This is a genomic window from Streptomyces sp. NPDC058051 (genome assembly GCF_042885475.1).
Classification (GTDB): Bacteria; Actinomycetota; Actinomycetes; order Streptomycetales; family Streptomycetaceae; genus Streptomyces.
Window position 1 is genome coordinate 53193 of the sequence record NZ_JBHVRW010000008.1, and the last position, 23533, is coordinate 76725.

Below are 23533 nucleotides of genomic sequence, written 5' to 3' on the forward strand. Positions count from 1 at the left end.
ACCCGACCGGCGCCCCATTGAGCGATCTGCCCCGGTCGGCGCGGAGTTCGGGGCGGGCCACTGCGGACTGGACCACCACGGAGCCGTACGCAGGGGCGTCGGCGCGCGTGAGGCCGACGCGCGTGAGGCCCCGCACTCGCCGTCGGCGATCCGGCTGACGTCGCGGCGGCGCCGACAGGAACCTGTCGAACCAGAGATGCATCACCGGTTCGACAGGTGACACATCCCGTGCGGGAGTCATCGCGCGCGCATACCGTGGCGGCATCACGAGCAGTCGTCCGGCTCGGAATTCCCGCGAAGCACGGGTCCGCACAACAAGCCTCACGGAGGCATTCACATGCACAGGCGCACCTTCAACAAGGCGCTGGGACTGGGCACGGGCGCGGCAGCCGCTTCCGTGGCCGCTCCCGGCCTCCCGGCCGCCTCTGCCGCCCCCCGGAACGGGATGAACGGGGCCGGAGAACCGACCCTGCGGACGGCCGGCGCGGGCACGCCCCGCACTTTCGCCTCACTGAAACAGGTCAGGGCAGGCCTGCTGAATGTCGGCTACGCCGAAGCGGGCCCCGCCCACGGGCCCGTGGTCATCTGCCTGCACGGCTGGCCCTATGACATCCACAGCTTCGTCGATGTCGCTCCCCGGCTGGCGAAGGAGGGCTACCGAGTGGTCGTCCCCTACCTCCGCGGCCACGGCACGACGCGTTTCCTCTCCACCCGGACGTTCCGGAACGCCCAGCAGTCGGCCATCGCCGTGGACATCGTCGCCCTGATGGATGCCCTCAAGATCGAGAAGGCCGTTCTCGCCGGCTTCGACTGGGGGGCACGGACGGCCGACATCATCGCGGCGCTCTGGCCCGGGCGCTGCAAGGCACTGGTGTCGGTGGGCGGTTACCTCATCACCAACCTTGAGGCGAACCTGCGTCCACTGGCACCGAAAGCCGAATACGCCTGGTGGTACCAGTTCTACTTCTCCACGGAGCGGGGCCGGCTCGCCATGGAGGACAAGACGAAGAGGCACGATCTGACCAGACTCGTCTGGAACACCGTCTCCCCGACGTGGCACTTCGACGACGCCACCTTCGAGCGCACGGCCGCGGCCTTCGAGAATCCCGACTATGCCGACATCGTGATCCACAACTACCGCTGGCGGCTGAGCCTCGCCGACGGCGAGCGCCGCTACGACCGTTTCGAGAAGCAACTCGCCACGACGCCGGTCATCACGGTCCCGACCATCACCCTCGACGCCGATCGCGACCCCTTCACGGCGCCGGGTGACGGCTCTTCCTACCGGGACAGGTTCACGGGCGCGTACGACCACCGCACCCTCAAGGGCATCGGTCACAACGTCCCGCAGGAGGCGCCCACGGCCTTCGCGCAGGCGGTCGTCGATGTGGATCGCCTCTGACCGGGACTCCCGCCGCGGGCGGCGACGGTGCGGGCCCCGCCGCGCCCGACGGCCCGGGCAGGGGCACTCCGCTCCGGCCCCGCGTCAGCCATCGACTGCTACCAGTTGGTGAAGGCCCCGTCCATGGTGCGCAGGTGCGGTCGCTCCGACGCGGTCGCCTGGTACTTCCGTGCCTCCTCCCGGTCGATGACGACGCCGATGCCCGGCAGGCCGTTGCGTTCGACCCGCCCCGGGAGGACCGTGGGCCGCTCGACGAACAGGGCCGCGACGGACGGCTCGGGGTCGGTCTGGTGCTCCTGGATCGCCACATTGGAGCAGGCGAGGTTGAGCTGGAGCGATGAGGCGGCCGTGACCGGTCCGAGCGGATTGTGGGTGGCCAGCTTGATGTGGTGCGCCTCCGCCATCGCCGCGATCTTCTTCGCCTCGGTGAGGCCGGCGGCCACCCCGATGTCGACGCGGGCGTAGTCGATCAGGTCGTCCTCGATGAGAGTCCTGAACTCCCATTTGGAACCGTACTGTTCACCTGCGGCCAGAGGCACCGCGGAGCGTGCCCGGAGCATGCGGTAGCTGTCCGGGTTCTCGCAGCGCAGCGGGTCCTCCACGAAGTACGGACGGGCCGCCTCGATCTCCCGGCAGAGCGTCAGGGCCTCGGGCGGGTCCAGTCGCGTGTGCACGTCGAGGATCAACTCGACCTCGTCACCGACCGCTTGGCGCACCTGATGGAAGAGTTCGACGGTGTCACGGAGACAACGGCGGGCGTCCAGGACGTCGTCGGCGTCGTGCGGCGCGGCGAAGCGCAGATGGCGCCAGCCCGTCGAGACGAGCTCGCGGCAGCGGTCCAGGAACCACTCACGATCGTGGTATCCATCGCCGACATGGACGTAGGCGGGGACGTGATCGCGCACCCGGCCACCGAGGAGTTCGTGCACCGGTACGCCGAGCGTCTTGCCGCGGATGTCCCACAGGGCCACGTCCACGGCCGCGATGGCGGCCCCGAGTATCCGGTCGCCGGGAAAGAAGCCGCGGCGGAACATCACCTGCCACAGATGCTCGATCCGCGCGGGATCCTCACCGGTGATCAGCTCGGCCAGATGATGCAGCCCGCCCGCGACGGCCTTCTGCCGGGATCTGATGCCGACCTCACCCAGGCCGTGGACGCCCTCGTCGGTGTCGACCACGACGAGCATCATGCTGTCGCCGTGGTCGGGGAGAGTCAGCACTTCCAGGCCGGTGATCTTCATGCCACTCCTATGAAAACGTTCCCGCAATTGCAGAGCAATGGATGAGAACGCATCATCAGCAGCATCCCGTGCCTGACGCAAGCCCCTTGCAAGCAACGGATTTTCCTCGTGGAAACACTCTTGACACGTCTGGGAACGTTCGCAAGTATCCACCGCATCCGTCAGACATGAGGCAAGGAGAACAGCCGTGGCAGTCACGATCCGGGAGGTGGCGAGCGCCGCGGGCGTCTCGGTGTCGACGGTGTCCCGCGCCTTCACCGCACCCGAGCAGGTGCAGCCGAAGACCCGGCAGCGCATCCTCGACGCCGCGGCCAGGCTGGGCTACTCCCCCAACCCGGCGGCGCGCAGCCTGCGCGGCGGCGGCACCGGAACCCTCGGGCTGATCGTGCCGGACATCGCCAACCCGTTCTTCCCGCCGATCGTCAAGGCGATGCAGGCCCGTGCGCGGCGCCTGGGCTACACGGTCCTGGTCGCCGACAGCGACGAGCGCGAGGCCGACGAGCTGGAGACGATCGCCGCCGTGTCCAAACGGGTCGACGGTCTCGTACTGTGGGCCTCCACCCTCACCGAGGACCGCCTGCGTGAACTCGCCGCCCAGATGCCCCTGGTGATCGTGAACCGGCACGTACCCGGCATCCCGGAGGTACGCATCTCCCTGTCCGCCGGGATCACGCAGGCGGCCGAGCACCTGCGCGCCTACGGTCACCGGCGCTGCGTCTTCATCAACGCCTCGCGGGCCGAGCTGAGCCGGGGCAAGTCCATCCAGGAGTCCTTCGAGGCCCTGGACCTCTCCCTCGTCGAACTCGGCCCGTACGAACCACGGTTCGAGACGGGGGTGCTCGCGGCGACGCTCGTCGCGGCGCACCGGGCGACGGCGGTCATCGCCCACAACGACCTGGTCGCCCTCGGTGTCCTGCACCAGATGGCGAGCCTCGGCGTCAGCGTTCCCGGCGATGTCAGCGTCGTCGGCATCGACGACACGCTGCTCGCCTCGGTCTCCACGCCCAACCTCACCACGATCAGGATCGACCCCGAAGAGATCGCCACGCGGGCCAGCGATCTGCTCATCGACACCATCGCCGGACGGACGCGCGGCGAAGAGACCCCGTGCGTGGAAATCGGCTCCCGGCTCGTCCCGCGCGCCTCGACGGGCCCCGCTCCCGCCAACTGAGTCCCCCTTCTCGTCACCCACGCCCCCGCACAGACCAGGAACCCCCACGCCGTACCCCTCCCTGCCCTTCTTGGAGAAGAAATGTCCAGAACATCCCGCCATGCGGTCGCACTCGGCTGCACAGTCGTGGCGGTGGCCCTCACCGGCTGCTCCGCCCTCACACCGAGCAAGGCCGGCTCGGAGGGCGACCTCGTCCTGCGGGTCCAGGGGATGCCCCCGGCCACCGACAAGCCGGCGCTGGCCCTGTTCAAGGAGCAGGTCGCCGACTTCGAGAGGGCCAACCCGGGCATCGAGGTCAAGGGGTCCACAACAGTCTTCGACCCGCTGACGTTCTCCGCCAAGCTGTCCGGCGGCAACGTCGAGGACGTCATCAGGGTGCCGCTCACCGAACCGCAGCGGCTCATCCAACAGAAGCAGGTGCAGCCGATCACCGGGCAGCTCCAGGAGTGGGACCACTTCGAGGAGTTCAACCCGCAGGTGCTGAAGCCCGTGAGCGACAGCGCCGGCGACGTCTACGGCGTACCGCAGAATCCGTATGCGCAGGGTCTGGTGTACAACCGGGATCTGTTCAAGAAGGCGGGACTCGACCCGGACCGGCCGCCGACGACCTGGGACGAGGTCCGGGACGCCGCGCAACGGATCAGCGAGAAGACCGGCAAGGCGGGATTCGTCCACGAGTCCAAGGACAACCAGGGCGGCTGGCAACTGGCGATGCTCACCTACGCCTTCGGCGGTGAGCTGGAGACCCAGCAGGACGGTACGTACACCGCGACGCTGACCGGCGAGCCGACGAAGAAGGCGCTTCACCTCCTCCAGGACATGCGCTGGAAGGACGACTCGCTGGGCCGCAACCTGCTGAACAACCAGAACGACGTCATCAAGCAGTTCGCGGCCGGCCAGGTCGGCATGTTCATGGGCAGTCCCGGCACCTACCGACTCGCCAAGATGCAGTTCGGCATGGAGCACACCGACCACTTCGGCGTCGGGCAGATGCCGCAGGCGGGCGGCAACGCGACGCTCACCGGCGGTGACATCTACATGGTGCCGAAGTCAGTCGACCAGAAGCACGCGACGGCCGCGGTCAAGTGGCTGACCTTCGCCTATGCCCAGCCGCAGTACAGCACCGATGTCGCCGCGGCACAGGCCGAGGCCCTTGCCGCGGACCCGAAGTCGGCGGTCGGCGTGCCGACCCTGCCGGTTTTCGACGAAAAGCGGCAGGACGCGATCAACGCCGCCATCAAGCCCTACGTCAACATCGAACTGAAGAACTTCCTGCCCTACACCGAGGGCCTGTCGAAGCTCGACCTCAAGGCCGAACCGCCCTACCAGGCACAGCAGCTCTACACGGCACTCGATCCGGTCGTCCAGTCCGTCCTCACCAAGCGGGGAGCCGACGTCGACGCTCTGCTGGCCGCGGCCGAGAAGGACGTCAACGCCAAGCTCGCCGCCGACCAGAAGTAGCCCGTCATGAGCCTGCTCACCTCGTCCCGGCGCCCTGCCGCCGCACCGAAGGAGCCCGCGCCGGAGACTGCGGGCCGGCGGCACGGTCCGCGGCCCGGGTCCGTCCGCAAGCAGTTCACGGCCTGGCTCTTCCTGGTCCCCACGCTGCTGATCTTCGGGCTCTTCGCCTGGTGGCCGATCGTCCGCTCCCTGCTCATCAGCTTTCAGCGGACCAATCTCGTCGATCCCGCGGTCTGGGTCGGCTTCGACAACTTCCGTGCCGTACTCGACGATCCGCTGCTCGGCACAGCCGTGCAGAACACGCTGTTCTTCGTCGGCCTGGGAATCCTGATCGGCTTCCCCGCGCCCCTGGTACTGGCCGCCGTCATGTCCACGGTGCGGCGCGGTGCGGGCGTCTACCGCTTCCTCGTCTATCTTCCCGTCGTGATCCCGCCGGTGGTCGCGATCCTGCTGTGGAAATGGTTCTACGATCCGGGCAGCGGGCTCTTCAACAGTGCCCTGGGAAAGATCGGCCTCGGCCCCTATACCTGGCTGGAGTCCTCCGACAGCGCGATGCTGTCGCTGGTCCTCGAAGCCACCTGGGCCGGGATGGGCGGTGCCGTTCTCATCTATCTGGCCGCGATGGTGGCCATCCCCGGTGAGCTGTACGAGGCCGCCGAGATGGACGGGGCCGGAATTGGGCGCCGGATCTGGCACATCATGCTGCCTCAGCTGCGGCCCGTCATCGGTCTGCTGCTGCTGGTGCAGCTCATCAACACGGTCCAGGTCTTCACCGAACCGTACGTCTTCACGGGCGGCGGACCGGAGAACTCCACCCTCACCGTGCTGCTGCTCATCTTCCGGTACGCCTTCCAGGACGGTGCGTACGGCCAGGCCGCCGCGCTCTCCTTCCTGATGGTGCTGACCCTCGCCCTGCTCTCCGCGGTCTATCTGCGGGTCACCCGCAGCTGGAGCACGTCATGACCTCTCTCACCACGTTCGTCTCCGTCAACGACCGTCAGCGGCCGGGCATCCGGGCGGCGGTGCGCTCCGTCCAGGTCCTCACCCTGATCCTGCTGCTGCTCATCGGGATCGGGCCGATCTACTGGATGGTCAAGGGGGCGGTCTCACCACCGACCGAGCTCACGACCCAACCGCTCGCGCTCTGGCCGGACCGGCCGATGACGGGCAACTTCGCCACCGCGTACACCGACCTGGGAGTCGGTCACTACCTGGCGAACACCGTCCTGGTGGTCGGCGGATCATGGTTCGTCCAGCTGTTCGTCTCGGCCACCGCGGGGTTCGCCCTGTCGGTGCTCAGGCCACGGTTCGGCAAGGTCGTCTACGGGGCGATCCTCGCGACGATGTTCGTGCCGTACACCGTGAACATGGTCAGCCTCTTCATGACCGTGATCGATCTGCCGTTCCTGCACGTCAACCTCGGTGACACCTACTGGGCGATCTGGCTGCCGGCGGGCACCAACGCGTTCACGGTGCTGCTCGCCAAGCAGTTCTTCGACGCACTTCCCACGGAGCTCTTCGACGCCGCGCGGGTCGACGGCGCGAGCACCCGCCAGTTGCTGACGAAGATCGTGCTGCCGATGAGCCGACCGGTCCTGGCCGTGATCAGTCTGCTCGCGGTCATGCACAGCTGGAAGGACTTCATCTGGCCGCTGGTCGCCCTCACCGACCCCGAGAAGCAGCCCATCAGTGTGGCGCTCGCACAGCTCGCCACGCAGGCACCGCAGGACCAGCTCATCGCCGCGATGGTGCTCGCCGTCGCCCCTCCCGTCCTCGTCTTCGCCGTCTGCCAGAAGTACATCGTCGCCGGACTCGGCTTCACCGGCGTCAAGGGCTGAGCCCTGGCCCGCCCCCTCGCGCACCTTCCTCTTCGAGAACGAGAGAAAGGCACCACCATGTCCGTTCACCGCCGCAGATTCCTCCAGGGCACCGCCGTCGCCACGGGCGCCGCGCTGCTCCCCATGGGCACCGCGCACGCCGCGGACCCGGTCACCCTCACCGCCGAGGGCATCACGCTGGTCGGCCGCAGCGACGGCAGCGTGCTCGTGCAGGACGGCTCGGGCACCGACCGCGTCCTGCTCACCCACTTCATGATCAAGGACAGCGCGCTCGGCCAGCAGCGTACGTTCGGCGGAACGCCCACGCAGATCACCCTGGCCGACGGGCGGCCCGCCCTCCGGATCACCTACACCATGAGCAGCGCGGCCCCCGGCATCACCGTGCGCGGCACCTTCGACGTGACGGCCCACCGGGCCCATATGAAGTGGGAGGTCGGCGGATCGGGCACCCTCCTGCCGACCGGCTTCATGTTCGCCCGCACCGTGTACGGCGCGACGGCCGCGGAGACGTACGAGGCACTGACCGTCTGGGAGCGGGACGCCCGCGGCGGCATTCCGTACGAGACGAACGCGGGCGCCGCGTACACCGAGACATGGGCGGACACCCATGGGTTCTTCTGTCTCTCCGCCACCAATGCCGCCTACACCGATGCCACCTGGATCCACGCGCCCGGCACCGCGACCGGCACCGCGACCGCCGTCACCGAGGCCGACCTCGTACTCGGTGATCTGCGACCGCGCGGCGCCGGAACGCTCGCGGCCGGGAAGCCGCTCGGCGTGGAGGTCTGGACCGACCAGCCGTTCAATCTGTACAAGGCCGCAGGGCAGACGATGACGCTCAAGGCGCAGGTGGTCAACGGTTCCGCCGCGCCCGAGCCGGTCACCCTCACCTGGTGGGCGCGCGACTTCGCCGGCACACGGATCGCCGGCGGCACCGTCTCGCGGACGCTGGCCGCGGGCGCCGCGTGGGACGCCTCGTTCGACGTCACCGCACCCTCCCAGGGCATCGTCTTCACCGAGGTGGAGGCCGTCAGCGGAACCGACACAGCGCTGGCCCGCACGAACCTCGCCGTGCTGCCGGACTTCTCCTACCGGGCCGGTCCGGAGTCCATGTTCGGCATCGCCAACTACCCCTGGCTGCTCAAGCCGGGCAAGGACGCCGTGCTCGGGCTGCTGAAGACCCTCGGCGTCTCGTGGGTCCGGATCGCGTACGCGGGCGCGCCGGGGATCGACATCGACACCTTGGACGCCCACGGCATCGCGCACAACGTCGAGCTCAGCGGCATCCCGGTCGGGGGCAGTGCCGAGCAGATCTCCGCGTGGGCCGACACCAATGTCGCCACGGCGATCGCGGCTCGGGCCCAGTACTTCGAGGTGAGCAACGAGGTCAACAACCCCTGGATGCAGGGGAGAGGCACCGAGGCATACATCAGCGACGGGCTGCGCCAGGTCACCGACCGGCTGGCCGCGGCCGGTTCGCAGATGCAGGTGATGAACGCGGGCCTCGGCGGCATGGACTACGTCTGGACGGAGAACTTCCACGCCGCGGGCGGCTGGGACCTCATCGACGCCTTCGCCTTCCACCCCGGCCGCGGCAACTTCACTCCCGACTACGCGCCGCCGCCCGAGGAGTGGACGCAGGGTGCCGCCGGCACGTACTGGAACTTCCTCGGCTCGCTGAGGAAGGCCAAGCAGGTCCTCGCCGAGTACGGCGGGGACAAGGAGCTCTGGCTCACGGAGGCGTACGCGTCCACCCGGCCCAACGCCTGGTGGACCGACACCTACCGCAACGCGGCGGAGAACGTGCTGCTGACCCTCGCCCTCGCCAAGTCCGAAGGGGTCAGGGGCGTCAACTGGTACCAGTTGCACGACTCCACCATCCACCACCCGCAGGAGGCGGATCCCGCCGACAACGAGTACCACTACGGGCTGATGAATCGCGACACCAGCGCCAAGCCCTCGCTGCTCGCCTACGCCACCGCCGCCCGCGTCCTGGACCAGGCCACCTTCGTACGCCCGCTGGTCTTCGCGGACACGGCCGTCAAGGGTCTCCTCTTCACCACTCCCGACGGTCCGGTCTCGATCCTGTGGAGCCGCAAGGACGGGTACGTCCTCAACGCCGACCACGGCGAGGACTCCTGGTACGCGACGCCCGAGCCGTGGACCGACCCCTGGCCGACGAAGACCGACGTCGTCGCGCACTCCGGGACCGTCGAAGGCACGGTGCGCGAACTGAACTGCATCGGCCAGGAACGTACCCTCACCGCTTCCGGCGGCAAGGTCACACTCCGTCTCGACGGCGCGCCCCGCGTCTACTACGGGCTCGCCGCCAACCCTGACTGGAAATAAACCATGAGAAACGAAACCGCAGTCCACGACATCACCGTCGTCGGCGGCGGACTGGCCGGGGTCTCGGCGGCGATCGCCGCCGCCCGGCTGGGCCGTACCGTCGCGCTGATCAACAACCGGCCGGTGCTGGGCGGGAATTCGAGCAGCGAGGTGCGCGTCTGGGTGTGCGGCGCGACCGGACACGGCAAGAACCACCACGCCCGTGAGGGCGGCATCATGGGTGAGCTGTTCGTCGAGAACCAGTACCGCAACCCGGACGGCAACCCGTACTTCTGGGACGCGGTGGTACTCGACGCCGTCCGCGCCGAGCCCGGCATCACGCTCTATCTCAACACCGACGTCCGGGAGGTCGACGCGGAAGGGCCGCAGGACACGCGGCACATCACCGCCGTCACCGGTTGGATGATGGGATCCGAGCGGCGCGTCCGCTTCGAGAGCGAGATGTTCCTGGACTGCACGGGGGACGGGCTCATCGGACACCTGGCGGGCGCCGCGTTCCGCATCGGGCGGGAGGCACGCGCGGAGTACCAGGAGCCATGGGCTCCGGAGACCGCCGACGAGATCACCCTGGGCTCGACGCTCCTGTTCTACACGAAGGACGCCGGGCACCCGGTCAGGTTCGTGCCGCCGGACTTCGCCAAGGACATCACCACGACGTCCATTCCCGAACGGCGCATCATCAAGGCGGGCGACAACGGCTGCGCCTACTGGTGGGTCGAGTTCGGCGGCGAGCTCGACACCGTGCACGACAACGAACGCATCCGCGACGAACTGTGGTCGGTCATCCACGGCATCTGGGACCACATCAAGAACTCGGGGAAGTTCGATGCCGAGAACATGACCCTGGAGTGGGTGGGATCGCTCCCCGGCAAGCGCGAGTACCGTCGCTTCCTCGGCGACTACGTCCTGCACCAGGGCGACATCCTCGGCCAGACCGAGTTCGCCGACCGGGTCGCCTTCGGCGGCTGGTCCATCGACCTGCACCCGCCGCAGGGCATGTACGCCACCGAGTCCGGTGCCAAGCAGCGTTACGCGGACGGCATTTACCACATCCCGTACCGGAGCCTGTACTCCGTGAACGTGTCGAACCTGCTCTTCGCCGGGCGCAACATCTCCGCCAGCCACGTGGCGTTCGGCTCGACCCGGGTCATGGCGACGTGCGCCACGATCGGGCAGGCCGCGGGCACGGCCGCCGCGCTGTGCGCCGCCGTCGGCAGCACCCCGCGCGGGCTCGACGTCCAAGAGCTCCAGCGGACACTGTTGCGGGAGGACGCCTCCGTCATCGGTCTCGCCTCCACGGACCCGGCCGATCTCGCCCTGCGCGCCACGGCCACGGCCTCCTCCACGCTGACCGCACTCACCGTCGGGACTCCCACGGAACGATGGCCCCTGACGGCCGACGCAGGTCTCGTCCTGCCCGTCGACCCCGAACTGACCGGCCTCCAACTGCTCGTCGACGCCGCACGGGACACCGAGCTCGTCGTCGAGCTGCACGATCCGGAGCTGGGCCAGAACTACGTGCCGCGCCGCCTCGTGACCACCTCCACGGTCCCGGTCGCCGCAGGCGAGAAGCAGTGGGTCGACACGGGGCTGCGATGGTCGCCGGAGTACGCGCGCAATGCCTTCGTCGTCGTCCGGGCCCATCAGGACCTTGCCCTGTACAGCTCGGACGGCCCTGCGCCGGGGGTGCTCTGCCTCACCCGCGTTCCGCTGCGGCCGGGCGACGAATCGCCGCAGCCCCTGCGCGAATGGACCGACAGCGGCCTGCTGCGCCGCGCCTTCTGCCTGCGAACGGGAACGACCGACGCGTTCGCCCCCGCCAGAGCGGTCGACGGCTACGCGCGCCCGTACGCAGGACCGCACATGTGGGTCTCCGGGCCCTTGGGCGGGAACGGGAGTGCCTGGCTCCAGCTGGCCTGGCCGCAGCCGGTCACGCTGAGCCGCATCGAGGTGATCGCCGATGACGACGTCAACGAGGACCTGATCAATCTGCACCACCACAGGACCCCGTTCGAGACGCTGCCCACGCTCCTGCGCGACTACCGGGTCGAGGCGCGCGCGGCCGACGGCGGCTGGCAGGTCCTCGCGCGTGCCTCGGCCAACCGACGCCGCCGCCGGATGCACACCCTCGGTGCGCCGGTGACGACCACAGCGGTGAGAATCGTGGTCGAGTCGACCAACGGAGCCGCGTCGGCGCATGTCGTCGCCGTTCGCGCCTACCGATAGGAGTACGGGTGTGGTCACAAGAATCCTGGTCACCGGGGCGGCCGGGCGGATCGGACGCGCGGTGCTCGCGCTGCTCGCCGAGCACTCCGTCGAGGCGAACGCCCTCGTTCTCGACGACCCGGGCGACCTGACCGCACGTCTGGTCGTCACCGGTGATGCCACCGACCCGGCGTCCGTGCGCGCGGCACTGGACGGCGCCGACGCCGTGATCCACCTGGCCGCCATTCCCACCCCGGAGCACACCACCGCACAGGAGGTCTTCGCCACCAACACGCTCTCCACCTTCACGGTCCTGGAGGAGGCGGGACGGGCCGGAGTGCGCCGTGCCGCGGTGGCCAGCTCCTGGGGGGCCACCGGACTGCGGTGGACGGCCGAGCGGGATCCGCACCCCGCCTATGTACCGGTGGACGCGGCGATGGAGGCCCAGGTGGACGATCCGTACGGGCTGTCCAAGCAGGTCGACGAGGTGACGTCCGCGATGATGGCGCGCCGTCACTCGATGAGTGTGGTCTGTCTGCGCTACCCGTTCGTCGGCGGAGTCGACGAACGGCTGCGTGCGCACGCGGCCCGGCTCACCGAGGAACCGGCCGCCGGTGCGAGAGACCTGTGGACCTACCTGGACGTCCGGGACGCGGCTCGCGCGGCCCTCCTGGCCCTGGACGTGCCCGGGCCGGGGGCTCATGTCGTGCACGTGTGCGCCCCCGAGACCATCGTGCCGTACCCCACGGAGGAACTCCTGCGCCGCTACCACCCCACGACCCAGGTGCGTCGGCCGTTGCCGGGGCGTACGGCCCCGGTGGACACGACGGCCGCCCGGCGGCTGTTCGGCTTCACCGCCGAGCACTGTCTCGACGACGGGCAGGCGCCCCGGCAAGGCGGGTGAGTCCGGGGCGCGGACAGTGCGGCCGACGTAATTCCCAACAGGATTCCCTGTCGATTCGAGCCGCTGAGCCGCCACTCGCGTCGCCGATTACGCCACGCATATTCCTCATGACGTCGAGCGAATAAGCGGTTCTCGATATGACGCAGCACACATGACCTGCGTCACTCTTGTCATAATTTGCCGCCTTTTACGTGTGGGGCGGGACACGTGACGGGCGTCACTATGAAGCCTCTTAGTAGAGGAAAAACACCTCCGCGCCGGGCATTGCGGCGAATTTTCGATAATTTCCGGTACCCCACACTAAGGCCAATAGTAAGAAGCGCCCATTGACCTCTATTTCTCCCTCGATTAACAATTCTTGGCATCACCCCCCGAGCGAAGAGGAATTACCGCATGCAGATCACCGCGATGCCCAAGAAGTTCGCCCGCATGACCCGCACCAAGACGATCTCGCTGGGCATGGCCGCTGCCGGCGCGGCGATCGTGGCCGGCACCGTCGCAGGCGCCCCGGCCGCCTCGGCCGCCACCCCCACCGGCGGCAGCGTCGACAACTGGATCCATCAGGCCCTGGAGGTCATGCACGCGAAGGGCATCCCCGGCACCTACGAGGGCATCCACCGCAACCTGATGCGCGAGTCGGGCGGCAACCCCAACGCCGTCAACAACTGGGACTCCAACGCCGCCAAGGGCATCCCGTCCAAGGGCCTGCTCCAGGTCATCGACCCGACCTTCAACGCCTACCACGTGAGCGGCACCGCCCAGAACATCTACGACCCGGTCGCCAACATCACCGCCGCCGCCAACTACGCCGCCCACCGGTACGGTTCGATCGACAACGTCAACTCCGCCTACTGACCGGACGCCTTCGGGGCCCCCGGCGCGGCGGAGCCGCCGGTGACCGACCGGCGGCTCAGAGGTCGCGGACGTACCAGTCCCATCGGACTCCGTCCGCGTCGCGAAACTGCTTGTCACAGGTGAAGCCCGAGCGTCGCGCGACCGCTGCCGACCGAGGATTCTCCGGACTCACCTGGATCACCGCTTGAGCGGTTCCTTCGGCCGCGGCGTACCGGCAGACCAGATCGACCGCGCGCGTGGCCAGGCCCCGGCCGCGCCAGGCAGGGTAGAGCCCGTAGGCGACGTTGGCCTGCCCGGGAGCGAGGCCGGGCATCTCAGCTCGCAGGTCGATCGTGCCGGCCAGAGTGCGCTGGGCACCGACGCGTATGCCGAAGGCGCGCAGTGCCCCACCGGTAGCCCACTGCTCCATGCACAGACGGAAGTACGCCTCAGTGCCGGCCCGGGTGCCAGGTCCGCCGTTCAGCCAGCGCACCAACAGTTCGTCCTCGCCCTCCAGGTGCGCGTCGGCGTCGTCCACGTGCAGAGGGGACAGGGCGACGACACCGTCCGACACGTTCATTCCACGCATGTGCCGACTGTGGTCCCGCCGGTGCCCCCATGCAACCGGATATCCCACGGCAGGAGCCGACTTCCCCGCGAGCTGCCCGACGCCCGTTCACCGGGAAGGCGCGCGGGCCCGGTACGGAATCCGGCCCACGGCCCTGCGCGCCGCGCGTGAACGGCCCGGGTCACGAACCCGCTGCGAGGCTCCTCTTCAGCTCGGCCAGCACCTGCCGTGCCGCAGCGGGGCCGGTGTTGAGGTAGAAGATGTCGTCGTCGACGGCGACAGCCTTCTTCTTGCTGACGGCGCCGAGCGTCGGCCACAGGGGAGCCTTGGTCAGTGGTGCCGCCTTCGCGGCGCCGCCCTGCACTCCGTAGAAGATCCAGTCGGCATCGGCACGGTCCAGCTTCTCGCTGCTGATGTCCTGTGATGTGTCGTCGAAGGTCTGGCTTTCCGGGCGTCCGAGTCCCGCGTCCTCAGCGATGCTTCCGGTGAAGGACGGCACCCCGAAAACCCGCAGCCGATCACCGTTCATGCGCAGGAAGGAAACGCTGACCGGCTTCTTCAACCGCTTCCCCAGAGCGGCGGCGTCAGCGTGGAAGTCCGTCAGGAAGGTCTGTGCCTCCTCCGTCTTTCCGACGGCGTCGGCCAGGAGCAGGAAGTCCTGCTTCCAGTAGAGGCCGGTGCCCTGCGTGGCCACGGTCGGTGCGAGGTTGCTCAGTGACTTGTACAGGCCCTTGGCATCCTTGCCGGCGATGTTCATCAGGATCAGGTCGGGGTCGAGGTTCGCGATGGCTTCGAGATTGGGCTCGAAGCGGGATCCGACGTCGGCGACACCTTCGAGCTGCTGGGCATCCTCGGGGAAGGACGACTTCAGGTAGGGCGGTATCAGATCGGCCCCGTCCCCCCTCGTGGAGCCCGTCGGCACGATGCCGAGCGTCAGCAGGGCGTCGGCCTGCCCGGTGGAGATGACAACGACCTTCCTCGGTGCGGCTTCGAGTGTCGTCTTGCCCTCGAAGTGGCTGACCGTGCGGGGAAAGACACCGTCCTTGGCGCCGCTTCCCATGCCATCGGGAACGGAGCGGGGTGCGGTGTGGACTGCGGGCGTGGCCGCCTTGGCTGAGGCACCGGCATCGGCGGTGTCCGCTGTGCCGCCGGAACAGCCGGTGAGCGTCAGGAGGCCACCCAGCACGAGGCCCGCGGCCAACCGGACGGGCAGGTAGATCGATCTCGTCATGGCGGATAGCTTAGGCTTACCTAACTTAACGCCACGCCGGATGGTCCGTGCGCTGCGTCACACCGCCCCGCTTCCCGCACGGAGATCGCCAGAACGATGCTGTTGCCTCAGCGAACGCCCGCACGGCCGCCGGTCCCTGCCGAACAGCAACGTTTCCGGCGCACCTCGCAGCGGACTGCGGGCTGGTTCGTCTGCCTGCTCGTCGTGGTGGTTCTGACCCTGATCAGTCTGGGCGCCGGCTCCCGAAGCATCCCGCCGGAAGGCGTCTGGCACGCACTGCTCGCCAAGGACGGCACGGCGGAGAGCGTGATCGTCTGGCAACTGCGCCTGCCTCGCACCGTGTTGGCCTGCGTCGTGGGTGCGGCCCTGGGTGTCGCGGGCGTGGTGATGCAGGCCATCACTCGCAACCCTCTGGCCGAACCCGGACTCGTCGGGGTGAACGCCGGAGCTTCCTTCGCTGTCGTCGTGGCCATCTCCGCCTTCGGGATCACGCAGACCTCGGGCTACCTCTGGTTCGCCTTCGCGGGTGCCGTCGGCGCGGCCCTGACGGTCTACGGACTGACCTCCCGCGGTTCCCGCACCGGGCAACACATCCGGCTGGTGCTCGCCGGGGCCGCCCTGTCGGCGACGCTCGGCGCCTGCACCGGAATTCTCACCATGTTCGACACCGAGGCCTTCGACTCCTACCGGTTCTGGGTGGTGGGCACTCTGGAGAACCGTGGAACAGCCGCGCTGGCGGCCTCCGTACCCTTCGTAGCGCTCGGGATCGCGATCGCGCTGCCGCTCGGTCCCGCGTTCAACGCACTTGCGCTGGGCGACGAGGCGTCCACAGCGCTCGGACTTCGGCCCCGGACCGTGCGCGCGGCCGGGTTCACCGCTGTCATGCTGCTGTGCGGTGCCGCCACGGCCGCGGCAGGACCGATCGCCTTCGTGGGCCTGGTCGTTCCCCACGCACTGCGCATGCTGCTGGGGCCCGACATCCGGTGGTTGCTGTGGTACGCGATTCCGGCGGGTGCCGCTCTGCTTCTCGCCGGCGATGTCGTCGGGCGCCTGATCGCACCGCCGGGCGAGATCGAGGCAGGCATCGTGACCGCTTTTCTCGGCGCACCGGTCCTGATGTGGCTGGTCAACCGACGCACGAAGGGGGTGCGCCTGTGAGCACGACCAAAAACCGGCGCGGCGGATACGCCGTCGTGTTCCTGCCTCATGGCAGGTCGCTGCGTTTCTCTCGACGTACCGCGGTGACGGGCACCGCTTCGGTACTGGTCTGTCTCGGGTTGTTCGCGCTGGGCCTGTTCACCGGCACGTATCACATCACCGCACCTCAGGTGCTCGATGTGCTGGGCGGCGGGGGCGACGCGATCGACCGGTTCATCGTCCTCGGCCAGCGGATGCCCCGTATCTGCGCCGCTCTGCTGGTGGGAGCCGGGCTCGGGCTGGCTGGTTCCCTCTTCCAGAGCCTGTCCGGCAATCCACTGGGCAGCCCGGACATCATCGGTTTCACCACCGGTTCCACCACCGGGGCGCTGGCCGCGCTGCTCATCGGCGGGAGCACGGCCGGTCCGGGGCCGGGAGGCGGTGCCCTGCTGGGAGGTCTGGCCACCGCGGTCGCGGTGCACCTGATCACCACGATGCGCGGGGTGTCCGGCGGCAGCCGTCTCATCGTGACCGGTATCGCCGTGGGCGCCATGCTCGCGTCGGTCAACGACTTCCTCATCACCCGCGCCGACGTCGAGTCGGCAGAGAGCGCCAAGGCGTGGACGTTCGGCAGTCTCAACGCCGTCACATGGTCCCAGGTCGCCCCCATGGCAGCCGTGTTCCCCGTGCTGCTCGCGATGACGGCTGTCCTGGCCCGACCGCTGCAGATCATGGGAATGGGTGACGACACGGCCGCGGGGCTCGGGGTGAGGGTGGAGCGCGTCCGCGCCCTGACGCTCCTCGTCGGGATCACGTGGACCGCGATGGCCATCGCGGTCGCGGGACCGATCGGTTTCCTCGCCCTGGCGGCCCCACAACTCGCCCGCCGCGCCGCGCGCGTCACCGGAGTACCCGTCGCGACCGCGGCCCTGATGGGAGCGGTCCTGCTCGCATCGGCCGATTACGCGGGCCAACGCGTCCTCTCCCCCTTCCAGATCCCGGTAGGGCTGGTCACGGGGGCGCTCGGGGGCCTGTATCTGATGTGGCTGTTGTGGCAACGGGACTGAAAGCCCGTCGAGCTGTGGCCACCGCGGCGAAGCTTCTCCACCGAGCTGTGGCCACCGCGGCGAAGCTTCTCCGCGGCGGCGACCGGTCGCCCTCCGGTGTCGGGCACGCGCTGTCGCATCTGCCGGACGGCTCCCCCGGTCCCCCGTCTTCAGCCCCGTGTGATCCGGGCAGCGACCGGCAGGTGATCGCTCCCGGTGGCGGGCAGGGTCTTGATGTGGGCGACGGCCGCCGAGCGCGCCATGACCTGGTCGATGCGGGCCAGCGGGAAGGCCGCGGGGAAGCTGAAGGCGAAGCCGCTTTCCGCTGTGTTCATCTGTGTGGTCAGCGGGGCCAACCCACGTTCGTCCACCGTGCTGTTGAGGTCGCCGAGAAGGATCACCGTCCTCAGCTTCTCGGCGGCGACGGCCTGGCCCAGCAGGCCGGCACTCTCGTCGCGCCAGGAGGAGGCGAGGCCGCTCGCCCGGATGCGGACCGAGGGCAGGTGCGCGACGTACGCCGCGATTTCGCCGTGCGGCGTGTGGACCACGGCCCGCAGCCCACGGTTCCACTCCTCCGTGATGCCCCGCGGCTTGATGTCCACCAGGCGGGTGTCGGAGAGCGGATGCTTCGACCAGAGCCCGACGGTGCCCCGGACCGCGTGATGCGGGTAGTCCGAGGCGAGGGTCTTCTCGTAGAACGGCAACGCCTCGGGCACCAGTTCCTCCAGCGCGATGAGATCGGGCTCGACGCCGGCCAGGGCGCGGGCCGTCCCTGCCGGGTCGGCGTTCTCGTCGCTGACGTTGTGCTGCACCACGAGCAGGTCGTGCGCGCCGGACTTCGCGCCGGGCAGGAGCAATCCGCCGAAGAGGTACGTCCAGGCAGCGACCGGCAGGAGCAGAGTCACCAGCGCGAGGGCCGAGCGGCGCAGCAGCGCCAGTCCGAGCAGCGCCACGACCACCAGTCCGAGCCACGGCAGGAACGATTCGAGCAGACTGCCCAGGCGGCCCACGGAGTTGGGGACAGCCCGGTGGAACGCCAGCAGCCCGGCCGTCAGCACGGCGAGGGCGGCGAGCACCCGCCCCCGCGTCCACGCCGATCTCCCGCTCGCTTCCCTGTCCGGAGCCCACCGCCACGACCGGAGGCGCGCCCACCGGAGCCGCACCCACCCGGGCTCGGACGCTTTCGACGTCGACGTCGCGCCACTGTCCGTCCGTGCCTGCTCCACCATGGCTTCCCCTCCACTTGTCCTCGCCCCGAGGACGAGCGGCCGGGCGACATCAGTTGCGGTTCCTTGCAGGGGTGTCCGCGTCCTCCACCCACGCCGGAGAGACGATACGTTGCCCGCGCGGGAGCCGGTCGGGCGAAGTCGGCGACGCCCTCAGCGCCCCGCCGCTCCTTCACGAGCAGGCAGACCACGATCGGACCGCAGGAGCACGCCCGCCGCCGGAGCGGCCCGGTCCCGGAACGGTGGCAGTGCGCCCGTCAGCCAACGGAAGACGTACGGCACCTGGCGCTCCCACAGTCCGATGGTGTGCGGCCCGCTCACCTCGGCCACCACCACCCGCGTCGGGGGCACCGCCGCCGATCGCAGCGCGAGGCCATCGCGATAGCCGTCGTTGGGGCTGCCCGAGAGATAGAGCGCGACGCGCGGCGGAGTGGGGGCGTGGCGCAGGATCCACAGCGGATTGTTGACGCGCCGCAGCTGTGGATCCCGGCCGGTCAGGGAGACTCGCTCGGCTGCCGGGTCGTTGTAGCCGGAGAGGCCCACTGCGGCCCGGTACCGGTCGGGGTGGGCGAGCGCCATCTTCACGGCGCAGTGTGCCCCGGCCGAGAACCCGGCCACCGCCCAGCCGCTCGCACGACGCTGCGCACGGAAGGTGTCGGTCACCATCCGCCGGACGTCCACACTCAGCCAGGACTCGGCGTCCACGACACCCGGCATATTGGCGCACCCGGTGTCCTGGCCCGCCAGGAGATTGGTCCGCGGCTCGACGAGGATGAACGGGGCGATCTCCCCGCTCCGCATCCCGGCCTCCAGCTGCGACTGCACCCGCAGGCTGCCGAACCATGCCTTCGCCGATCCGGGGAAGCCGCCGAGGAGCTCGACCACGGGGAACCTGCGGCGCGAGAAGGCTCGCTGACGGTACTGCGGCGGCAGCCATACGTACACCTCACCGCGCACCCCCGACACCCGGCCGCTCAGCTGGGTGACGCGGACGCCCCGGCCCATCCGGGCGTCACGCGTCAGGCTGAAACCCTGGACGGCCTTCGGCTCGTCCCTCAGGCGCTCGTGATCCCCGAGTCCGTCGCGTCCGAGGTCCGGCGCGGCGACGATGTGGTGTCCGGTGCCGAGCAGGTCGGCCCAGCTGTCGTACAGGCCGTTGGTGTTGTTGACCACCACGAAGACGCTCAGCACCGCCGCCGCCTGTGCGAGGACGATCATCACCAGGCGCACCGCGCCGCGCGTCACGGCGGGGCCGCGCACCCGGCTCCACAGCAGCAGGGGCAGCAGCACAGTGACCACGGCCAGCGCGATCGTGGTCAGGAAGAAGGGTGTCCCCGTCAGGCTCGTCACGCCTGGGAGGATGCCGTACGTACTGCGACGGTTTACCCGCTTTCCCACCTTTTTACATCTGACGTGGGACAGTTCGTCCGCGGGCATCCCGTTCCGGAGGATTCCGAGCCCGCAGGAGCCCGGAAACACCGAGCGAACGGGCGGCGCGGTGGCCGGCGCAGGCCCGGCCGGACCCGTGCGGGTGGAACCGGCCCGTACGGGTCCGCGCGGTGAGACCGAGAGCAATGACGTACGTCGCCGAGGATGCCGTCGTCGCTCGTCGACCGTACCGGTCCTGACCTGACCTGACATGCCATGGGCTGGAGCAATGACCGGTACGGAGCGTTGCGGCGCAGCAGGATGGACATCTTGACCACCTCTTGTGTCAGGAGTTCCGCGTGTACGGGCTGCGTGAGTGGGGACGCCGGGAGCGCCGACCGCGTTCGAGCCGGACAGGGGCTCCGTGCTTCACCGGGGCAGCGTCCGTACTCGCGCCGCTCGCCCCGCACCGGAGGACGCGGTGAGGTGGCCGGGGCGCCCCGGCGCGGCGAGCGACTCGGCGGCGCGGCCCGACAGCGGGGCTCCGCCGGTGCCTGCCGCACCCGCATGGATGCGCTGGCTGCCGGCCTTCTACATCGCGGGCATCCTGGTGCTGGAACCCATCACGCCCGTGCAGTGGCCCGTGAGCTTCCTCCTCGTCGCCCTCCCCGTGATCGCCGCCTTCGCCCACAGCCCCGCTGCCGTCGCTGCCATCACGGCGTTCGCGATCGTCCTCGAAGGGGTTCTGGCCGGCACTCCGTGCTGCGCGGGCCGCCCGGTGAGCTACGTGTGGGAGCGGCACTACGTGACCGCCTACCTGTGCACCGCTCTGGTCGGCGTCCTCGGGACGATCCTGGCCGCCCACCGGGTGCGCCGGGAACGCACCCTCGCCAACGTGCGTTTCGTGGCCGAGATCGCACAGCGCGTCCTGCTCAGCCCGGTTCCGCACCGCGTCGGTCCCCTTCTGGTGGAGGCCCTCTACCTGTCCGCCGCCGCGGAGGCGCGCATCGGCGGTGACCTGTACGAGGCCGTCCCCACCACATACGGGCTCCGCCTCGTCATCGGCGATGTCCGTGGCAAGGGGCTCCCCGCCGTGGAGACGGCCGCCACCCTTCTCGGCGCCTTTCGCGAGGCCGCCCACGACGAACCCGACCTCGCCGCCATCGCCCGCCGGGCGGAGACGAGCATGAACCGCAGAGCCGCGCGCATGGCCGGAAGCGACATCGGCGAGCGTTTCGTCACCGCGGTCTTCGCGGAGATTCCCCGCCGTCACGTGGTCCGCATCGTCAACTGCGGCCATCCCCCGCCCCTGCTCGTCCGTTCCGACGGGGTCACGGAGCTGGAGACGGACGACCCCGCGCCGCCCCTCAACCTGGGCATGCTCCTCACTGAGGACTACCGGGTCGAGGAGTACCCCTTCGGCCCCGGCGACCAGTTGCTGCTCTACACCGACGGCGTCACCGAAGCGCGCGACCCCACCGGAGCCTTCTACCCCCTCACCCAGCGCGTCCGGTCCTGGGGCCCCCTCCCTCCCCGGGAACTCCTCGACCGCCTGCACCACGATCTCCTCGCCTACAGCGAGGACCGCCTGACCGACGACACCGCGGCGCTCGCCGTCTACCACCTCCCCGACTGAAGGCTGTCCGTCAACTGACCTTCGACATCAGTGGGTTGGTCAGGGTTGGGTCCTGTCTCCCACCGGTGGGCCGCGCCGTCGGGGCTGCGTCGTTCTCGCGGACTGTCCCGTTTCCGGCATCTGCAGCAATGCGGTGTGTGAGGTTCCTGGCCGTCGAGTTGCGTGGTGGCGATCACCGCCCGTCCCAGGTGCTCGGCGGTGGTGGTGTGGCGGGGGGGCGAGTCTGTGCAGCAGGGGGTAGAGCCATGAGGTGAGGCGGTAGGTCCAGCGGTAGACCGCGGTTTTGGAGACGGCTACCCGCGACTGGTGGACACCGGGACAGGCCCCGCAGTTCCCCCCTCTGTCTGCAGGCCTTGCTCCCGACCGGGCCCGGTCGGGAGCCGAGGGACACCATCCGGCCAATTATTTGACGTGCACCTGACATTTTTACCTGCCTGTGGGACCTTCCATTGCGCACCGGATCCGGCGCTCGTACCACGGACGTGGATCCGGGGCTTCACTCACACCCCCACAAGAACGTGGCATGAAGGAGTGACATGAGGCTCACAACGAGACTGTCGTGCGTCACCGCCCTGGTCGTCGTGGTCACCGCCGGCGCGTCCACCGCGGCAAGCGCCCTGGGCACCGCGGCCTCTCAGCAGGTCGACGGCGTGATCACGGCCGCGGGCAGCACCTGCACCTGGACCGACGCCACCGCCACCGCGGACCCGCCTTCCACCCTGACCATCGATAACGGCACCGTCAACAGCACCGTGAGCTGCAGCGGCGGCGCGAGCGCCACCCTGAACAACAGCCCGACCCTCACGTTCGACGACGCGGCGGGCACCGCCACGTCCGACCTCATCGACATCACGGTGCGGCAGAGCATCATCTCCTGCAGCTACCGTGCCACGAACGTCAGCTGGACCCGCGACGGCTCCACCCGCACCTATCTGAACCAGGCGTTCACCGCGACGAAGAGCTCCGGCAGCATCCTGTGCCCGGGCTCGATCTCCGCCGACGCGGGCTCCGCCTCCCTGAACTTCCACTGACCCGCACCCCACTGCTCCGCGCGAGCGCCGCCGCGTGAAGACCCCCGCCTGCGAGCGATCCCTCAACGGCACTGCCGTCCGGACGATCAAGCCACCGGGGCCTGATCGTCCGGGCGTCGGATCGTCCGATCCTCGGATCGTCCGGGCGCTTGATCGTCCGGGCGCCTGGCAGTCGGGAGACGGCACCCACGTCACAGTCGCACGGCCCCGAACGGCGGCCGGGTACCGAGGACCTTCACCCCTGCACGCGGGACACGGTCCCTTCCGGCCGGGACGCGGCCCGCCCGTCGCCCGGGCCGGAAGGCTCCACGGCGATCCTTGTCGGCGTTCCCCCACCGGGTGGCCGCCGGTTGTCACGCGTCCGGCGGAGGGAACTTCGCGGTCAGCCAACGGTCGGGACGGATCTCGATGTACTCCGGCTCCCCGTTGCCGTTGCCACCGCTCAACTCCCAGTCGGCCCAGGCGTCCACGTCGGCGGGGTCGATGTATCGGCGGCCGATGCCGGTGAGTTCCTCCCTGCTCGGCGGTCGTTGCGCGACAACCGCGCCTTCCACAGTGACGTACTCATAGGGCCGCTCGGCCCGCTGAACGCAGAAGGACAGCAGCCCCGCCTGCCTGATCAGCCGTGACTTGCGCTTGCCCCCTCGGGCGACGACCGCAATGTTTCCGCCCGGCTCATAGGCATACCAGGTCGGCAGCGTCGACGGCGGGCGACCGTCCTCGGCCGCCACGCTGAGCACTCCGATGTGCGGCAGCGCGAGGAACTCTTCGCGCTCCTGTCGACTCAGCTTCCGTGACTGACGCGCTTCTGCGCTCACTTCATTCCCTGCGGTGTCGGACAAGGTTTTCCCTCTCCCATTGGAGGCGAGCCGGCGATCCTCAGCA

General features: G+C 69.3%; 19 protein-coding genes. 13 read left to right on the forward strand and 6 right to left on the reverse strand.

The window, feature by feature from the left end; genetic code table 11:
- Positions 1-337 precede the first annotated feature (337 nt).
- Positions 338-1402, forward strand: coding sequence for an alpha/beta fold hydrolase (locus ACFVUT_RS15370; RefSeq protein ID WP_389650372.1), 1065 nt, complete (start codon positions 338-340; stop codon positions 1400-1402).
- 98 nt (positions 1403-1500) lie between these two features.
- On the opposite strand, the gene ACFVUT_RS15375 is transcribed toward ACFVUT_RS15370, so the two are convergent.
- Positions 1501-2643, reverse strand: coding sequence for a mandelate racemase/muconate lactonizing enzyme family protein (locus tag ACFVUT_RS15375; RefSeq protein ID WP_389650369.1), 1143 nt, complete (start codon positions 2641-2643; stop codon positions 1501-1503).
- 187 nt (positions 2644-2830) lie between these two features.
- On the opposite strand from ACFVUT_RS15375, the gene ACFVUT_RS15380 reads away from it, so the two are divergent.
- From ACFVUT_RS15380 to ACFVUT_RS15415, 8 genes are all read left to right on the forward strand, one after another.
- Positions 2831-3814, forward strand: coding sequence for a LacI family DNA-binding transcriptional regulator (locus ACFVUT_RS15380; RefSeq protein ID WP_389650366.1), 984 nt, complete (start codon positions 2831-2833; stop codon positions 3812-3814).
- An 81-nt stretch (positions 3815-3895) separates the two neighbouring features.
- On the forward strand, positions 3896-5275 hold the full coding sequence (locus ACFVUT_RS15385) for an ABC transporter substrate-binding protein (protein WP_389650363.1): 1380 nt from the start codon (positions 3896-3898) through the stop codon (positions 5273-5275).
- Between the two features lie 6 nt (positions 5276-5281).
- The gene (locus tag ACFVUT_RS15390) at positions 5282-6238 is read left to right on the forward strand and encodes a carbohydrate ABC transporter permease (protein WP_389650360.1); all 957 of its coding nucleotides are present in this window, start codon (positions 5282-5284) and stop codon (positions 6236-6238) included.
- The gene (locus tag ACFVUT_RS15395; RefSeq protein WP_389650358.1) at positions 6235-7113 is read left to right on the forward strand and encodes a carbohydrate ABC transporter permease; all 879 of its coding nucleotides are present in this window, start codon (positions 6235-6237) and stop codon (positions 7111-7113) included. Before ACFVUT_RS15390 ends, ACFVUT_RS15395 begins: the two co-directional genes overlap by 4 nt.
- A gap of 57 nt (positions 7114-7170) precedes the next feature.
- Positions 7171-9462: a hypothetical protein gene (locus ACFVUT_RS15400; protein ID WP_389650355.1), complete on the forward strand. Its 2292-nt coding sequence runs from the start codon at positions 7171-7173 to the stop codon at positions 9460-9462.
- A gap of 3 nt (positions 9463-9465) precedes the next feature.
- Positions 9466-11688 carry an FAD-dependent oxidoreductase gene (locus tag ACFVUT_RS15405; protein ID WP_389650352.1) on the forward strand — a complete coding sequence of 741 codons (2223 nt, stop codon included), beginning with the start codon at positions 9466-9468 and terminating at the stop codon, positions 11686-11688.
- Positions 11689-11698: 10 nt separating this feature from the next.
- The gene (locus ACFVUT_RS15410; protein WP_389650349.1) at positions 11699-12571 is read left to right on the forward strand and encodes an NAD-dependent epimerase/dehydratase family protein; all 873 of its coding nucleotides are present in this window, start codon (positions 11699-11701) and stop codon (positions 12569-12571) included.
- Between the two features lie 393 nt (positions 12572-12964).
- Positions 12965-13426 carry a transglycosylase SLT domain-containing protein gene (locus tag ACFVUT_RS15415; RefSeq protein WP_389650347.1) on the forward strand — a complete coding sequence of 154 codons (462 nt, stop codon included), beginning with the start codon at positions 12965-12967 and terminating at the stop codon, positions 13424-13426.
- 55 nt (positions 13427-13481) lie between these two features.
- Here the strand turns inward: ACFVUT_RS15415 and ACFVUT_RS15420 are convergent, their stop codons facing one another.
- Both ACFVUT_RS15420 and ACFVUT_RS15425 read right to left on the reverse strand, forming a co-directional pair.
- The gene (locus ACFVUT_RS15420) at positions 13482-13994 is read right to left on the reverse strand and encodes a GNAT family N-acetyltransferase (RefSeq protein WP_389650344.1); all 513 of its coding nucleotides are present in this window, start codon (positions 13992-13994) and stop codon (positions 13482-13484) included.
- Positions 13995-14154: 160 nt separating this feature from the next.
- Positions 14155-15204: an ABC transporter substrate-binding protein gene (locus ACFVUT_RS15425; RefSeq protein ID WP_389650342.1), complete on the reverse strand. Its 1050-nt coding sequence runs from the start codon at positions 15202-15204 to the stop codon at positions 14155-14157.
- 96 nt (positions 15205-15300) lie between these two features.
- Here ACFVUT_RS15425 and ACFVUT_RS15430 point away from each other — a divergent pair, with 96 nt between their 5' ends.
- Positions 15301-16362: a FecCD family ABC transporter permease gene (locus tag ACFVUT_RS15430; protein ID WP_389650340.1), complete on the forward strand. Its 1062-nt coding sequence runs from the start codon at positions 15301-15303 to the stop codon at positions 16360-16362.
- A complete protein-coding gene (locus tag ACFVUT_RS15435; RefSeq protein WP_389650338.1) occupies positions 16359-17408 on the forward strand; it encodes a FecCD family ABC transporter permease in 1050 nt (349 codons plus the stop codon). The genes ACFVUT_RS15430 and ACFVUT_RS15435 overlap by 4 nt, the downstream gene beginning before the upstream one ends.
- 149 nt (positions 17409-17557) lie before the next feature.
- Here the strand turns inward: ACFVUT_RS15435 and ACFVUT_RS15440 are convergent, their stop codons facing one another.
- Together ACFVUT_RS15440 and ACFVUT_RS15445 are read right to left on the reverse strand one after the other, a co-directional pair.
- On the reverse strand, positions 17558-18463 hold the full coding sequence (locus ACFVUT_RS15440; protein ID WP_389650335.1) for an endonuclease/exonuclease/phosphatase family protein: 906 nt from the start codon (positions 18461-18463) through the stop codon (positions 17558-17560).
- Between the two features lie 303 nt (positions 18464-18766).
- Positions 18767-19963, reverse strand: a complete 1197-nt coding sequence (locus ACFVUT_RS15445; RefSeq protein WP_389650332.1) for an alpha/beta hydrolase — start codon at positions 19961-19963, stop codon at positions 18767-18769.
- Between the two features lie 568 nt (positions 19964-20531).
- Here ACFVUT_RS15445 and ACFVUT_RS15450 point away from each other — a divergent pair.
- A complete protein-coding gene (locus ACFVUT_RS15450; RefSeq protein ID WP_389650329.1) occupies positions 20532-21617 on the forward strand; it encodes a PP2C family protein-serine/threonine phosphatase in 1086 nt (361 codons plus the stop codon).
- A gap of 536 nt (positions 21618-22153) precedes the next feature.
- Positions 22154-22648 (forward strand): hypothetical protein, encoded by a 495-nt coding sequence (locus tag ACFVUT_RS15455; RefSeq protein WP_389650326.1) that lies wholly within the window; start codon positions 22154-22156, stop codon positions 22646-22648.
- 353 nt (positions 22649-23001) lie between these two features.
- On the opposite strand, the gene ACFVUT_RS15460 is transcribed toward ACFVUT_RS15455, so the two are convergent.
- Complete coding sequence (locus ACFVUT_RS15460; RefSeq protein WP_389650323.1) at positions 23002-23466, reverse strand: pyridoxamine 5'-phosphate oxidase family protein; 465 nt, start codon at positions 23464-23466, stop codon at positions 23002-23004.
- Between the last annotated feature and the right edge of the window lie 67 nt (positions 23467-23533).